The sequence below is a fragment of the Streptomyces doebereineriae genome (assembly GCF_031845645.1).
Classification (GTDB): domain Bacteria; phylum Actinomycetota; class Actinomycetes; order Streptomycetales; family Streptomycetaceae; genus Streptomyces; species Streptomyces canus.
On the sequence record NZ_JAVREZ010000018.1, the window covers coordinates 1 to 14,505 of the forward strand.

The 14,505-nt window shown below is 69.0% G+C and carries 10 protein-coding genes and 1 pseudogene; 8 read left to right on the forward strand and 3 right to left on the reverse strand.

The window, feature by feature from the left end; genetic code table 11:
* The 7 genes and pseudogenes from RNB18_RS38170 to RNB18_RS38200 form a co-directional block, all read left to right on the forward strand.
* Window positions 1-194, forward strand: a pseudogene (locus RNB18_RS38170) (carbohydrate ABC transporter permease); the annotation flags it as partial.
* Between the two features lie 79 nt (window positions 195-273).
* Entirely contained in the window at window positions 274-2,031 is a 1,758-nt protein-coding gene (locus RNB18_RS38175) for an amylo-alpha-1,6-glucosidase (protein WP_311718687.1), read from the forward strand.
* A gap of 86 nt (window positions 2,032-2,117) precedes the next feature.
* Window positions 2,118-5,312, forward strand: coding sequence for an RICIN domain-containing protein (locus RNB18_RS38180; protein ID WP_311718688.1), 3,195 nt, complete (start codon window positions 2,118-2,120; stop codon window positions 5,310-5,312).
* Window positions 5,313-5,658: 346 nt separating this feature from the next.
* The gene (locus RNB18_RS38185; RefSeq protein ID WP_266520882.1) at window positions 5,659-6,084 is read left to right on the forward strand and encodes a MarR family winged helix-turn-helix transcriptional regulator; all 426 of its coding nucleotides are present in this window, start codon (window positions 5,659-5,661) and stop codon (window positions 6,082-6,084) included.
* A 124-nt stretch (window positions 6,085-6,208) separates the two neighbouring features.
* Entirely contained in the window at window positions 6,209-7,768 is a 1,560-nt protein-coding gene (locus tag RNB18_RS38190) for a carotenoid oxygenase family protein (RefSeq protein WP_266520884.1), read from the forward strand.
* A gap of 120 nt (window positions 7,769-7,888) precedes the next feature.
* Window positions 7,889-8,380, forward strand: a complete 492-nt coding sequence (locus RNB18_RS38195; RefSeq protein WP_311718689.1) for a MaoC/PaaZ C-terminal domain-containing protein — start codon at window positions 7,889-7,891, stop codon at window positions 8,378-8,380.
* 91 nt (window positions 8,381-8,471) lie between these two features.
* The gene (locus tag RNB18_RS38200; RefSeq protein WP_311718690.1) at window positions 8,472-9,353 is read left to right on the forward strand and encodes an LLM class F420-dependent oxidoreductase; all 882 of its coding nucleotides are present in this window, start codon (window positions 8,472-8,474) and stop codon (window positions 9,351-9,353) included.
* 611 nt (window positions 9,354-9,964) lie between these two features.
* Here the strand turns inward: RNB18_RS38200 and trpC are convergent.
* Window positions 9,965-10,753 (reverse strand): indole-3-glycerol phosphate synthase TrpC, encoded by a 789-nt coding sequence (trpC, locus tag RNB18_RS38205; RefSeq protein WP_311718691.1) that lies wholly within the window; start codon window positions 10,751-10,753, stop codon window positions 9,965-9,967.
* 681 nt (window positions 10,754-11,434) lie between these two features.
* Here trpC and RNB18_RS38210 point away from each other — a divergent pair.
* Window positions 11,435-12,817, forward strand: a complete 1,383-nt coding sequence (locus tag RNB18_RS38210; protein WP_311718692.1) for an MmgE/PrpD family protein — start codon at window positions 11,435-11,437, stop codon at window positions 12,815-12,817.
* Between the two features lie 86 nt (window positions 12,818-12,903).
* On the opposite strand, the gene RNB18_RS38215 is transcribed toward RNB18_RS38210, so the two are convergent.
* Together RNB18_RS38215 and RNB18_RS38220 are read right to left on the reverse strand one after the other, a co-directional pair.
* A complete protein-coding gene (locus RNB18_RS38215) occupies window positions 12,904-13,098 on the reverse strand; it encodes a ferredoxin (protein WP_266520891.1) in 195 nt (64 codons plus the stop codon).
* A gap of 61 nt (window positions 13,099-13,159) precedes the next feature.
* Entirely contained in the window at window positions 13,160-14,401 is a 1,242-nt protein-coding gene (locus tag RNB18_RS38220) for a cytochrome P450 (RefSeq protein ID WP_311718694.1), read from the reverse strand.
* Window positions 14,402-14,505 lie beyond the last annotated feature (104 nt).

Below are 14,505 nucleotides of genomic sequence, written 5' to 3' on the forward strand. Positions count from 1 at the left end.
CCAGCACCCTGGCGGGCGGCGGCGCCCACGAGCCGATCACCCTGGGCATCTACCACTACATCGGCAACAACAACCAGCAGTGGAACGCCATCATGGCCACCGCCGTCGTGGCCTCCCTGCCCGCCGCGGTCATCCTCGTCCTCGCCCAGCGCTACGTCGCCGCCGGCGTGACCGCCGGCGCCGTCAAGGACTGAGCCCCTCACCCGCCACAACGAACCGGCCAGTTGTCGGTCGGCTGCTGGCCCCCCTGCTCCAGAAACGAGTCACGCCACCATGACCGCCGCCCCGACCGGCCCGCCCTTCTCCGTCCACGACATCCCCTTCAGTACGCAGGGAAGTTGGTTCGGCATCTCTCCCGTGCTCGCGGAGAAGACGCGCGCCGAGGACCTCCACCTCGTCTCGCACCAGAACGGCATGCACGCCGTCCTGCGCCTCGTCCCCCTCGACGCGGCGACGGGCGACCGCGCCGAGACCCGTGTCGAGGCGACACCGGGCCTGCTCACCTGGACCGGCGCGCACGGGCACATCGACCTCGCCTACGAGTCGCCGGACACCATTCGCGTGCACGGCGTAGGGCTGAGCCTGCGCGTCACCGCGGCGGCGAAAGCCCTGACCCCCTTCAGCGGGACCTACCTCTACCGCGACCCGGTGGATAACGCGCATGTGTTCACCTCCTACGAGACGGGGCGCCGCTACCGGATCACCGTGCTGTCCGGCACGGTTGCCGACGTGTCCGGTTCCCAGTCCCTGGGCGGCGGGGAGCGCGGTCTCACGGTCACCGCCGCGGCCGACGGCTCGTGGGAGGTGGCGGTCGAGGAACTCGACAGTGCGCGACTGCCTTTCCGCTCGTCGGCGGCGTTCGGCGAGGTCATCAAGGCCGCGCGGCAGTCGTTCGCCGAGTTCGTCGACACGGTCGCCCCGTGGCGTTCGGCCGCCACCCCGGCCGCCGAACTCGCTGCCTATGTGGTGTGGTCGGCGACCGTGCGTCCGACGGGTCTGGTCACCCGGCCGGCCGTGCTGATGTCCAAGCACTGGATGGACAAGGTGTGGAGCTGGGACCACTGCTTCAACGCCCTTGCCCTGGCCCCCGGTTGCCCCGGGCTCTCCTGGGACCAGTTCTCGCTGCACTTCGACCACCAGGACGACAGCGGCGCGCTGCCCGACTCCGTCACCCACTCCGAGGTCCTCTACAACTTCGTCAAACCCCCTATCCACGGCTGGGCCTTCGGCCACCTGCGCCGACGGCTCCCCGAGCCGCTCACTCCGGCGCAACTGACCGAGGCGTACGACAGACTGACCCGCTGGACGGACTTCTGGCTCACGGCACGCCGCGCCCCCGGCGCCGTGCTGCCCCACTACCAGCACGGCAACGACAGCGGCTGGGACAACGCCACCACCTTCGACCCCGGACACGTGGCCGTCAGCGCCGACCTCTCCGCCCTGCTGATCCTCCAGCTCGACGAACTGGCCCGGCTGGCCGGCGAACTGGGCTTCCCGGACGACGCCCGGCGCCGCACCGAGACAGCCGACGCCATCCAGGTGGCCCTGCTGGACGAGCTGTGGGACGGCACACGGTTCCTGAGCCGCCCGGCCCACGGCGGAGCCCCCTCCCACAGCGCCAGCCTGCTCGACCTGATGCCGATCGTGCTCGGCGACCGCCTGCCCGACAAAGTCCGCGACCGGCTCGCCGAACAGATCGAGGCCCACCTCACCGCGTTCGGCCTGGCGACCGAACACCCCGACTCCCCTCACTACGAGCCCGACGGCTACTGGCGCGGCCCGATCTGGGCCCCCGCCACCGTCCTCATCGAGGACGGCCTGCGCCGCGCCGGGCACGAACGCCTCGCGGACGAGATCAGCGCCCGCTTCCGAACCCTGTGCGAAATCTCCGGATTCGCCGAGAACTTCGACGCCCTGACCGGTCAGGGCCTGCGCGACCGCGCCTACACCTGGACCGCCAGCAGCTATCTGCTGCTGGCCCGCGACCACCTTCGCCGCGCGGACACCGGAACCGCCCCCACCGTCGCCTGACCCGCGAACGACATCCCACCCAGACGTCCGGCACGGGGGCCGGCGCAGCACCAACCAGCCGCCCAACTCTGAAGGGACACGAGTACATGCCAAGAATCGGGCAAAGACGCTCGACCACGGGACGCCTTCTCCACGGCATCGCCAAGTCGCTGCTCTCGCTGACCGTCATAGCCGGCGCCACCACCGTGATGGCGACGCCGGCCTCCGCAGCCACCCCCACCCTCACCGTCGACCTGGGCACCAGCACCGGAGCCTTCCGCGGCGGTGCCTCCGGGGCGCTGTACGGCCTGTCCGCCCCGGAAGTACCGACGAACAACCTCATCGAGGGGATGGGGCTGCAGACCACCAACACCAAGTACCAGGACGGACAGCAGCACACCGGTTCGGACGCCCTGGAGGTCGCCAAGCCCTTCGTGGACAGCGGCGGCAAGGACGTCTTCATCTACATGACGGACGTGTACCGCAGGTGGCCGTACGAGCGGGCCAGCTACGCCGAGTACCAGGCGAACATGAAGGCCCAGGTCGAGCAGGCGATGGCCAGCCCGTACAAGGACCGGATCGTCTTCGTGCCGTACAACGAGCCCGACGGCAACTGGTTCACGGGCCTGCGCACCAACGGAGGGTCGCAGGCCGCGTTCAACGCCGAGTGGAAGCAGACCTACGACTTCATCAAGGGCATCTGGCCCGCGGCGCGTCTGGCCGGGCCCAACAACTCCAGCTACACCAGCTCCGCCCTCAACAGCTTCCTCGTCTACTGCAAGGCCAACAGCTGCCTGCCCGACGTGGTGACCTGGCACACCCTGGGCAGTCCGGCGGCCGTACGCAGCACGGTCGACAACTACCGCGCGCTGGAGACCGCGGCGGGGATCACCACACCGCTGCCGATCAATCTCAACGAGTACGCCTACCGGTACCACCTCACGGACCCCGGTCAGATGGTGCAGTGGATCGCGGCCATCGAGGACGAGAAGGTCGACGGCAACCTGCCGTACTGGAACATCAACGGCCACCTCGGCGACTCCGCCGCCGGCCAGAACATCCCCAACGCCCAGTGGTGGCTGTACAACTGGTACAGCTCCATGAGCGGCAATACCGTCAAGGTCACCGGCGCCGCGAACAACGACGCGTACACCCTCCAGGGCCTGGCGAGCCTCGACACGGCCAAGAAGCAGGCCCGTGTCATCCTCGCCGGGGGCGGCACCAGCGGTGATTCCAACACGGTCATCCAGAACATCCCCTCCTCGGTCTTTGGCAGCACCGTGCACGTGAGCGTGTTCCAGGACCGCTACAGCGGCTACATCGGCGCGGCGGCGACCCCGACCCGGCTCTCCGACGCCGATGTCGCCGTGGGCTCCGACGGCTCGATCACCCTCCCCATCACCCTCGACGCGATGTCCGCCTACCAGGTGATCGTCTCCCCTGGCGGCACCGGCAGCACCACCGCCTCCGACAGCACCTGGTCGGCGTCGTACGAGGCCGAGAACGCCACCCTCAGCGGCAGCGGCTACAACATCAACACCGAGGGCACCACCGGCAACGTCGCCAAGTTCGCCACCTCGGGCACCAAGGACGTCGGCGGTCTGCGCACCGGCTCCACCACGGTGATCTCCTTCCCCGTCTCCGTTCCCACCACCGGTGACTACAACCTGTCGGTGTTCGGCAACAGTTCCACCACGTCGAGCAGCGTCAAGGGCCCGACGAACGTGTACGCACGGGTCGACGGCGGCGCCTCGACCCGGATCGACATTCCGGTGGGCTTCCAGTGGGTGGTGTGGGGTCACGACGACGCCACGGTGCACCTCACCGCGGGCAGCCACACCATCACCCTGGCCACCACCGGTGACAACGGCGCGGCGACGATCGGCGACGCCATCATCGACAAGATCGACCTGCAGTACAAGGACGCCGCCGTCCAGGGAACCACGCTCCACGAGGCCGAGCAGGCCGTTCTGTCCGACAGCGGCACCGCCACCTACACCTCCCAGGGCCAGTCCGGGGCCGGTGCGGTGAACCTGACGAGCGGCAAGTCCGCGACGTTCTGGGTCTACTCCGCCCGGGACGGATACGCCGACCTGGCATCCCGCTTCCGTAACACCGGCCAGGCCACCCTGACCGTCAACGGACTCACCGCCGACGACCAGACGCTCTCCGGCGCGACGCCCACCGCCTGGTCCACCTCCACCAACCGGGTCTACCTGAACTCCGGCATCAACAAGGTCAAGGTGACCGGCACCAGCGGCACCCTGGCCCTGGACGACGTGGCCGTCACCCCGTTCAGCGCCACCGACGCCGTCACCACCGGCAACGTCGTCACCTACCAGGCCGAGAACGGCACCCTCACAGGCACCGCGGCCGCCGACACCACCTACAGCCAGGCCAACGGCGGCGTCGTCGCCGGCATCGGCAACGGAACCGCCAACTCCCTTACCCTCAATGTCGACGCACCCACGGCCGGCACCTACGCCATGACCGCGCGCTACGCCAACAACGAGATGCTGACCCCCTACTACGGCAACCCCGACATCATGGTCGAGCACGCCGACGTCAGCGTGAACGGCGGCTCCGCCAAGCGCGTCAACTTCGCCAGCACCCTGCACTGGAACCAGTTCGCCACCCACACCGTGCCTGTGACCCTCGCCAAGGGCGCCAACACGGTCAAGTTCACCGCCTCGCAGCTCTACAACTACGACGGCACCACCATCGGCCTGGTCTACTCCGGCGGCGGCAGCGACGTCGGAAAGGCCCTGCGCTCCAGCTCCGCGCCCCATCTCGACGAAGTCTCCTTCGCCCCGCAGAACCCGCATATCGGCGCCTCGACCGGCTTCTCCTCCACGGCCGTCGCCCAGCACAGCTCGCTCTGCCTCGAAGACCCCGGCCAGTCCACCGCCGACGGCACCCAGTACCAGCAGAACACCTGCGGCACCGGCCAGGAACAGGTCTTCGACTTCCACCCCGTCAGCGGCACCACCGACACCTACACCGTCGTCAACCACTCCAGCGGCAAGTGCCTCGACATCTCCGCCTACTCCACCGCCAACGGGGCCGCCGTCCAGCAGTGGACCTGCCACGGAGGCACCAACCAGCGGTTCAAGCTGAACGCGGTGACCGCGCTCGGCAACAGCCACGACTACCAGCTCGTCGCCGTGAACAGCGGCAAGTGCGTCGACGTCAGCACCATCTCCACGGCACCCGGAGCCCTCGTCCACCAGTGGACATGCGACGCGGCGAGCGCCCTGACCACCAAGAAGAACCAGATCTGGCGGCTCACCGGCAAGGACTGAGCGGCAGCGGATCCCGCTGAGACTCCGGCACACGTCGACAGAACAAGCCCCGCTCTCCTGCAGGGCCCCGAGAGAGGGCCACGCCACACGGTCGTGGCCCTCTCCGCGTGCGTACCAGAGTCCCCAGCCCCGCGGACCACCTGGAGAGTTGTCTCTGACGGCGCGTCTACGTGACTGTGAGGGCATGCGACTCGCCTGGATCGGATGTCTGACGCCCAGACGAACGCGTCCCGCCGAGCATCCAGTCGCAGCACACTCATGTCCACGGCCTTCTGGCTGGTCTCACATCCTTTGAGTTGCACGATACAACCTTGACAGTTGCTTCGTACAACTCCATGATGACGTCATGACAGCACAGGACGAGGCTCTTGATGCGATCCACGAGGCGATCATCCTGTTCTCCCGCAATTCCCGGGTGCGGGCGAACAACATGTACGACGACTTGCCCTTCGTCGCGTACACGATGCTGTCGTACGTGCGCACCTTCCCCCTCCCTACCGCCTCCGACCTTGCGGAGCGGTACGGCCTGGAGAAGTCCACGGTCAGCCGTCAGCTGTCCCAGTTGGAGGAGGACGGCCTGCTGCGCCGGGTGGCCCATCCGTCGCGGCCCAGGACCAAGTTGCTGGAACTCACCGACACCGGCCGCGCCCGCCTGGCGCGCGTCAGGCAGCTCCAGCGCAAGGGGCTCGAGGAGCGGCTCGGCCAGTGGCCGGACGAGGACGTCGAGACGTTCAGCCGCCTGCTCCACCGGTTCGTCACGGAACTCGACTGACGTCCAGGGTCCCCTCCCTGAACATCACTTGCGGCGCCGGACCGGTGCAGCCGCTCGTACTCCACAGCCCGATGCACGCAGGGGGCTCGGTCTCGCATGCCCGCCCGGCAGCAAGGAGTGATCCATGACCGTCTCGTCCGTCTCCGCGATAGAGGAAGAGGAACGGCGCATCGACGCCGCGCTGGATCTGGAGAATCACAACAGGGACAGCGTGTACAACGTTCCGGGCTACCGGCCGGTGCGCAGGGAACTGGCCCACGCTCCGGTCCGGGTGAGCGGTGAACTGCCTGCCGACCTGGACGGCGCGTACCTGCGCAACGGCACCAACTCCCAGTTCGACAACGGCCGTATCCGGCTTCACGCCTTCTCGGGCGCCGGAATGATCCACCAGATCCAGATCTCCTCGGGCAGTGCCACGTATTCCAATTCCTACGTCCGCACTCCTCGGTTCGAGGCCGAGCGTGCGGCCGGCCGGGAGTCGTACCCGGAGTTCTCCGACCTGGTCTCCGGCAGGCCGGGCGCGGACCGGATCGCCCTGACGGAGGAGAAGATCCGCCAAGGTTTGATCCCCGCCCTCGGCCCCCTCGAACGGACCCCGGGCTCGACGTCGGTCCGGTACCACCACGGGCGCCTGTACTGCCTTCAGGAAACGGGTTACGCGTTCGTTCTCGACACGCGCGTCGAGGACGGCCGTCTGATCGTGGACGGCCGCGGCCGGCTGGAGACGTGGGCGGGGGAATGGGAAGGCCCGTTCTCCGCGCACCCGCGCATCAACCCGGACAACGGCGACGTGTACAACCTCAGCGTCGAGCCGTCCGGACAGATCATCGCCGGACTGCTCCACAAGGGAGAACTCGCGGCACAGCAGGTCGTGCACCGGCAGACGCCGGACACGGGCGAGATGGGCTGGCTGCACGACTTCTTCCTGACCGAGAACCACCTCGTGTTCGCCGACATCTCCGTCCGCCGGGATCCCGGCGGACTGCTCGGCCCCGAAGGCAGCGTCTTCCGCCACGATGCCGGCCACCGGCTGCGGTGGGGCGTTCTCCCCCGCGACTTCGGACCGGACACCGAGGTGCGCTGGTTCACCACCGGCCAGGCCGGCACCGTCTGGCACGTCATCAACGCCTGGGAGCGCCAAGGCCCGCGCGGCTCGCGGGAGATCGTGCTCTACTCCCCAGTCTTCCCGTCCTATCCGTCGAGCGTTGCGATCCACACCCCTGAGGAACCGCCCGCCCAGGTCAGGACCTGGGTGCTGGACCTGGACACCGGGGAGGTCACCGACGACCGGCTGCTGATCGACCACGGTTACGAGCGGCCCAGCCTCAATCTGAACCACGTCGGACGGACCAGCCGCTACTGCTACCTGCTCGACGAGCACGGTGACGGCTATATGGGCAAGGGGGTCCTCAAGTACGACCTCGTCGAGGAGAAGGAAATCGGCTACCTCGACTACGGCGACATGTACGGCGGTGAGGCCCTGTTCGTTCCCAGGCCCACGGCGAGCAGCGAGGACGACGGCTACCTCCTCGACCTGCTGATGGATGACCACCGCGCCGAACTCGTCGTCATCGATGCCCGGACCATGACCGAACTGGCACGGCTGCATCTGCCGCAGCGGGTGCCGTTCGGTGTCCACGCCGGCTGGCTGGACAGTGCGGAGATCGCCGCCCTCGCCTCGTAGCCGGCGAGCACGAGACATCGCCGACGACCGCCCCCGCAGGATGAGATGAACGGAGAGCCGCATGCGACTCGGCACGCACACCCACCGGTTGAGCCAAGGCCAGGGCCCGGGAGGGCCGGCGTGGACGTCGGACCGGTGGTGAGCGCCGTGCGGCTGTACGCCGAGGACCTTCGCCCCGGAGTCGTGTTCGACCTGGGCAGCGCCAAGGTCTCCAAGGAGGAGATCCTCGATTTCGGCCGTCGATTCGACCCGCTGCCGCTGCACACGGATGAGGCCGCGGCGGCCGCAAGCCGTTTCGGGGGCATCATCGCCAGCGGTTTCCACACCCTGGCGGTCCTGCAACGCCTCCTGGTGGACGCGGTCTTCTCCCGCGCCGCCGTCATCGCCGGTCGGGAGATCACATCCCTGCGCATGCGGGCGCCGGTCCACCCCGGGGACGTGCTGCACGGCTCGATGGAGATCGTGGAGGTACGCCCCCGCCACGACGGCACCGCCGTCGTCCGCAGCCGGGGCGCCCTCACAAACGACTCCGGCACCGTCGTCCTGGAACTCCAGGGAGAAACGCTCTGGGAACACCGCCCACCGGGCGGGAGAGAAGGCCGCACGGTTTGACACCCAGGACCCCCCGCCGGCCGCTCGCGACCGCACCGAGTGCCGCCGAAGGCCTCACAGACCCCCGAGAAGACACTGAGCGGAGACGGACATGCACGTCGGCGTGCACATCAACCGGTTCGACCACCCCGAGGGCGGTCGTGCCTTGGCGGCAGAGCTGGCCGCCGCGGGAGCGGCGGCGGAGGCTGCCGGCGTCAACCGGCTGTCGGTGATGGACCACTACTTCCAGATGGAGTTCAACGGCGGCGCCGAGGCACCCATGCTGGAGGCCTACACGGCCCTCGCCTATCTGGCCGCCCACACCTCCACGGTGCGACTGGGCGCCCTGGTCACCGGAGTGACGTACCGCCACCCCGGATTGCTCGCCAAGATCGCCACCACGCTCGACGTCCTCTCCGGCGGCCGGGCCACCCTGGGCATCGGAGCGGCCTGGTACGACCGTGAGCACCACGGCCTGGGCGTGCCCTACCCGCCGCTCGCCGAGCGGTTCGAACGGCTGGAGGAGACCCTGCGGATCTGCCTGCAGATGTGGGACCCGGACGACAACGGGCCCTTCGAAGGCCGCTACTACCAGCTCGCCGAAACCCTGTGCGTGCCGCCGCCGGTCAGCAGCCCGCACCCGGAGATCATGATCGGCGGCGGTGGGGAGAAGAAGACACTGCGGCTCGTCGCCCGGTACGGCGACGCCTGCAATCTGTTCGCCACCTCACTCGAAGACGTCGCACACAAGCTCGACGTACTGCGCGGCCACTGCGACGAGGCAGACCGCGACTACAACTCCATCCGCCGGACGATCACGTACTCAGGAGCGGCCGCCACCGAGGAGAACCTGGACGGCTTCACCCACGACATCGAACCGTACGCCGAGCTCGGCATCGACACGGTCATCATCTCGCCGCATCTGGGCGCCACGTCGCGGTGGATGGAGACCTTCGCAGCTCCGGCCGTACGGCGACTGACCGAACTAGGCTGAAGCGGCCCGAGAAGCGGCCGTCCTATCCCTCTCGGACGGCCGGTCCAGGGCCGGGAGCGCGCCCCGGCAGAGCCTCTTGCCGCGCCAGTCCGAGCGCGTCGGTCAGATCGACCGGGACACCACACCTGTCAGCGCACTGGCCACTGTCGAGCGAGTCACCGGCGGACAAGCCGGCCAAGGATGCCGCCGAGGTCGAGGGACGGGCCGACGCACTCCTGCGGCAGGTCCGCATTCACATTGAATCTGCAGAATCCGCGACTTGATGAGCACTGGCACCTGCGGAAACGGTTGACTACGCCGACCGGGCCGACCGTGCAGAAGCCGCCGTGAACCATCGTCCTGCCCCGTCCGTGACAACGACGCGAACAGCGGGCGGCGCGAAGCCGGCCGGATCCGGTGAGGACACGCGCACGTGAGCCTACCCCTGAAGACCTGAGCGCCAAGGCGACGCACTGCCCGTCACCCCACGCCTCGCCCTCGACATCTCCAAAGCGATCGTGGGGGATCGACTTCACTGACCAGTCGGGTCTTGCCATCGGATATCGAGCCGGTCGCGCAGGATGTCGTGGTCGTCGCCTGTACGGAGGCTGGACGCTGGAGTGGGCTGGGCGTCAGTGGCGAATGCCGGCGGCCACCAGGTCCGCGACGACGGCCTGGGGGTGGGGGCCGGTGACCAGGGCCTCGCCCACGAGGACCGCGTCCGCGCCGTGGTCGGCGTAGGCGATGAGGTCCCGCGGGCCGCGTACCGCGGAGGCCGCGACCTTCACGATGTGATCCGGGATCGCGGGGACCACTCGGGTGAAGGTGTCCCGGTCGACGTGAAGGGTCTTCAGGTCGCGGGCGTTGACTCCGATGACGCGGGCACCGGCGTCGACGGCGCGGGCTGCCTCCTGCTGGTCGTGTACCTCGACGAGCGGGGTCAGGCCGATGGCGTGGGCCTGCTCGATCAGCGCGACCAGGGTTGGTTGGTCCAGGGAGGCCACGATCAACAGGGCCAGGTCGGCGCCGTGGGCGCGAGCCTCCCACAGTTGGTAGGCGGTGACGATGAAGTCCTTGCGCAGCAGTGGTGTGTCTACGGCGGCGCGGACGGCCGCAAGGTCGGACAGGAAGCCTTTGAAGCGGCGCTGTTCGGTCAGGACCGAGATCGCTGCTGCGCCGCCGGCCGCGTACTGGGAGGCCAGCGCGGCCGGGTCGGCGATCGCGGCGAGCGCGCCCTTGGCCGGGCTGGACCGCTTGACCTCGCAGATCACGCGGACGCAGTCGCCGCGCAGGGCGGCCACGCCGTCCTTCGCCTGAGGCGCGAGGGCGGCGAGTTCCTTGAGCTCGTCGAGGGGCACCTTGCCCATGCGCTCTTGAAGATCCTCGCGGACCCCGGCGACGATCTCGGCGAGTACGTTCAAGGTTCAGCCTCTCCTGTGCATGCCGCCGACAAGGCGGCGGGAAAGTCGATCGTGCGGTACGAGGCGCATGCTACCGGCGGCCGCAATTGCGCCCGCCGTGTGTCTCGCGTACGCGAGCCCTTCGTCAGCCGACTCACTGAGGATCCGCCATGTCCGTCTGAGAAGCCGGGGCAATCCGGCACGTCGGGGGCGGGACATCATCTCCTTGTCGGTGATGAAGGGGGCTGGCCGATGCGAGTGGTGTCGGCGGCTTGCTGGAGGAAGAGGCGGCGGCGTTGGCGCGCGAGAGGCGGATGCCGCCCTTGTTGCCGGCGGCGCGGACGTTGATGGGGGCCGCGCGGGGGGCGTTGAGGCCACCCACGGCATCGCACCGAACGTCTGGTGGCGGCACCTCTACCTCATGCTCGATTCCGTGCCGAGCGGGCCCACCCGCTGCCGGAACCGCCCATGACCCCCAGCCAGGTCTACGCCGCCATGCTCCGCCTCGGCGGCACCGGCGCCTGCACAGCGACCTGACCGCAGCGGCGGACGGCTCTCCGCGATCACGTGGCCCTCGTTGGTGTTCCCGGCAGGATGGAGGCCCCAGACGCGGTGGCCGCCGCACCGGCCCCGTTCGGGGCGGCTGCGCCGACGGCTACGCTCGGCGCCGAGGAAGGCACGCGTCGAGGCTGAGGATCCGTCATGACCACTCACACCGCCCAGGCCGGCGCCGCGACGGTCTCGCAGCGGTTGGCCCGTTGGGTCACCGACCTGCGGTTCGAGGACTTGCCCGAGGATGTAGTTGATCGGACGCAGATGCTGATACTCGACCAGTTGGGGCTGCAGATACGCGGTGCGACCCTGCCCAATGTGCAGCCGGTGCGGCGCTTGTCCGAGCTGGCGCCCGGACCTGATCAGTCCACCGTCACCGGTGCGGAGCGGCGCACCTCGCCCGCCCAAGCGGCGTGGGTGAACGGAACGCTCGGCTCGGCGTGTGAGTTCGACGACGCCCACGAGCTGGCCTGGCACACTTCCTCGGCTGTGGTTCCCGCCGCGCTTGCCCTGACTGAGCGCGATGGCGCGTCGGGCCGGGACCTGCTGGTCGCGGTCGTCGCCGGGGTGCAGGTGATGTGTCTGCTGGGGGCGGTGGCCAGCCAGGGCATGCTCCGCACCGGGTGGCACGGTTCCAAGGTCATGGGTGTATTCGGCGCCGCCGCCGCGGCAGGAAAGGTGCTGGACCTGGACGCGGAGCAGTTGGCCCACGCTTTCGGCATCGCGGCCAGTGACGCGGGCGGGACCATGGAATACGACCGCTCGGGCGGTGAGGTCAAGCGCCTGCACGCGGGAGTGGCGTCCCGCTCGGGCACCGAGGCGGCGCTGCTGGCCCAGGCGGGCCTGACCGGTCCGGCCGCGATCCTCGAAGGTGATCGTGGGATCTTCGCCATGTTCGCCGGCACCGCCGACACCGCCCCGCTGGAGCGCGGCTGGGACCGCTGGCACATCCTGGACACCGTCTTCCGCTTCTATCCGACGGTGGGCACCATCCACGCCCCCCTTGACCTGGTCAAACAGTTGCGCGCCGAGCACGGCATCGAGGACTGGCGCACCGTCACCACGATCCGGGTCGGCCTGGCGGATGTCGTCGTCGGACACGGCGCCCACATCACCCGCCCCACCGACGCGATCTCCGCACAGTTCTCACTGGCCTTCAGCACCGCCCTGCAGCTCGTCACCGGCCGCAACGCCCCCCAGGACTACATGGATCCCCGGCGATGGAACGATCCGGAGATTCTGGCGGCGGCGGACCTGGTGCAGCCGTACGCCATCGCCATTCCCGCGGGGGACTCGTTTCTCAGTTCCCGGGTCGAGATCACGCTGCACGACGGGCGTTCGTTCGAGCGCTACCAGGCGGGCTTCACCGGCCACCCGGCCCGCCCGGCGACCAGGGCGGACGTCACCGCCAAGTTCCGCGACAACACCGGCGGCGTCATAAGCGATGCCAGGGCCCAGGCCGTGATCGACGCCGTGTGCGGGCTGGCCGGCACCGGCCAAGTCCGCAGCCTCGCCGCGCTGCTGGCCATGTAACGCGCAAGTGCCACCGCAGACCCCCCGAGGCAGAACGCACGCCGCGGGGAGGCCTTGGTGGTGGGCGATCGATGGCGTCGTGCCTGCTACGGCGACACCGTGATGGCCCGGCCCGGGCAGACGAAGGCGGCCTGTTGGACGTCTGGTACCAGTTCGTCGGACGGTTGGGCGTCCAGCAGTACGACGATGCCGTCCTCCTCGCGCTGGTCGAAGACCTCCTCAACGGCCAGCACGCACTGCCCTGACCCCACGCACTTGTCCTGGTCGACCGCTATCCGCATGTGTCTTCCTCGCTCCTTTGTCGCCGTCTCACTGCTGCCGGAACCGGCCGTCACGACGGAGTCACCACTCAACCGGCAACTCGTAGACGCCGTAGATCAGCCCGTCCCGCTTGAACTGCACCTCGTCCAGGCCGATGGCCAGGCGCAGGGTGGGGATCCGGCGGTAGAGGGTGCCGTAGACGACCTGCAGTTCCAGGCGGGCCAGCGGCTGGCCCAGACACTGGTGCGGGCCGAAGCCGAACGCCTGGTGCCGTCGGGCGTCACGGTGGATGTCCAGCCGGTCGGGTTCGGGGAAGAACTCGGGGTCCCGGTTGCCGATGTCATTGGCCAACACGATGCCCTCGCCCGCGCCGATCGTCTGGCCCGCGATGTCGATGTCCTCAAGGGCGATGCGCCGCCGCCCGGAGTGGACGATGTGCAGGTACCGCAGCAGTTCCTCGACCGCCCCGGCCACCAGCTTCGGACCCTCGGTGGCCCGCAACTCGGCGAGCTGGTAGGGGTGTTCGAGCAGCGCCAGCGTGCCGAGCGTGATCATGTTGGCTGTGGTCTCGTGCCCGGCGATCAGCAGCAGGAAGCCCATGGAGGCAAGTTCCTGGCGGGTGATGGCGCCGGTGGCGACCTGCTCGGACGCCAGCCTGGACAGCATGTCGTCGCCAGGGTGGAGTAGCTTGTCGCCGACCAGCTGCTCCAGGTATTCGACCATCCGGCGCTGGGCTTCAAGCATCTTCTCGGGTGCCAGGCCCCGCTCGGTCAGGGCGGCCGTGTTGCTTTGGAAGAAATCGTGGTCGGCGTACGGGACGCCGAGCAGTTCGCTGATGGCGATCGACGGCAGCGCCAGAGCCAGGGTCTGGACCAGATCCGTCGGACACGGACCAGCCAGCATGTCGTCGATCAGGCGGTCGGTGATCTTCTGGATCGTCGGGCGCATGGCCTCCATCCGCCGAGCGGTGAAGGAGCCGGTCACCATGCGACGTATCCGGGAGTGCTCCTCGCCGTCCATGGTGAGGAAGGTCCTGGTCTTGTCCCGGGTGTCGCGAATGCTCTCGGATATGTGCGGGAACCCCGCGCGGCGGCTGTCCGCGCTGACCCGCGGGTCCGCCAGCAGGTCCCGCAGATCGTTGAACCGGGTGACCAGCCACGGGGTACTGCCGTCCCACAGCCGTACCCGGCTCAGCGGCGCCTGGTCCTGCAGCCGCCGCAGCTCAGGCGGAGGGTCGAACGGGCAGCCGTCCGCCCTGGGCATCGGAAACGACGGTACCTCGGCGGCTCCCCCGCCCGATATCTCCGCCACTGTGTTCGCCATGTCCATCCTCCCGATCTCGTACCGCCCGATCCACCCGACGATCGCGCCGCGCGGGCAGCCGACCCGGACGCGCGGGCATCCTCCAACACAGGGCCGCCGACAAG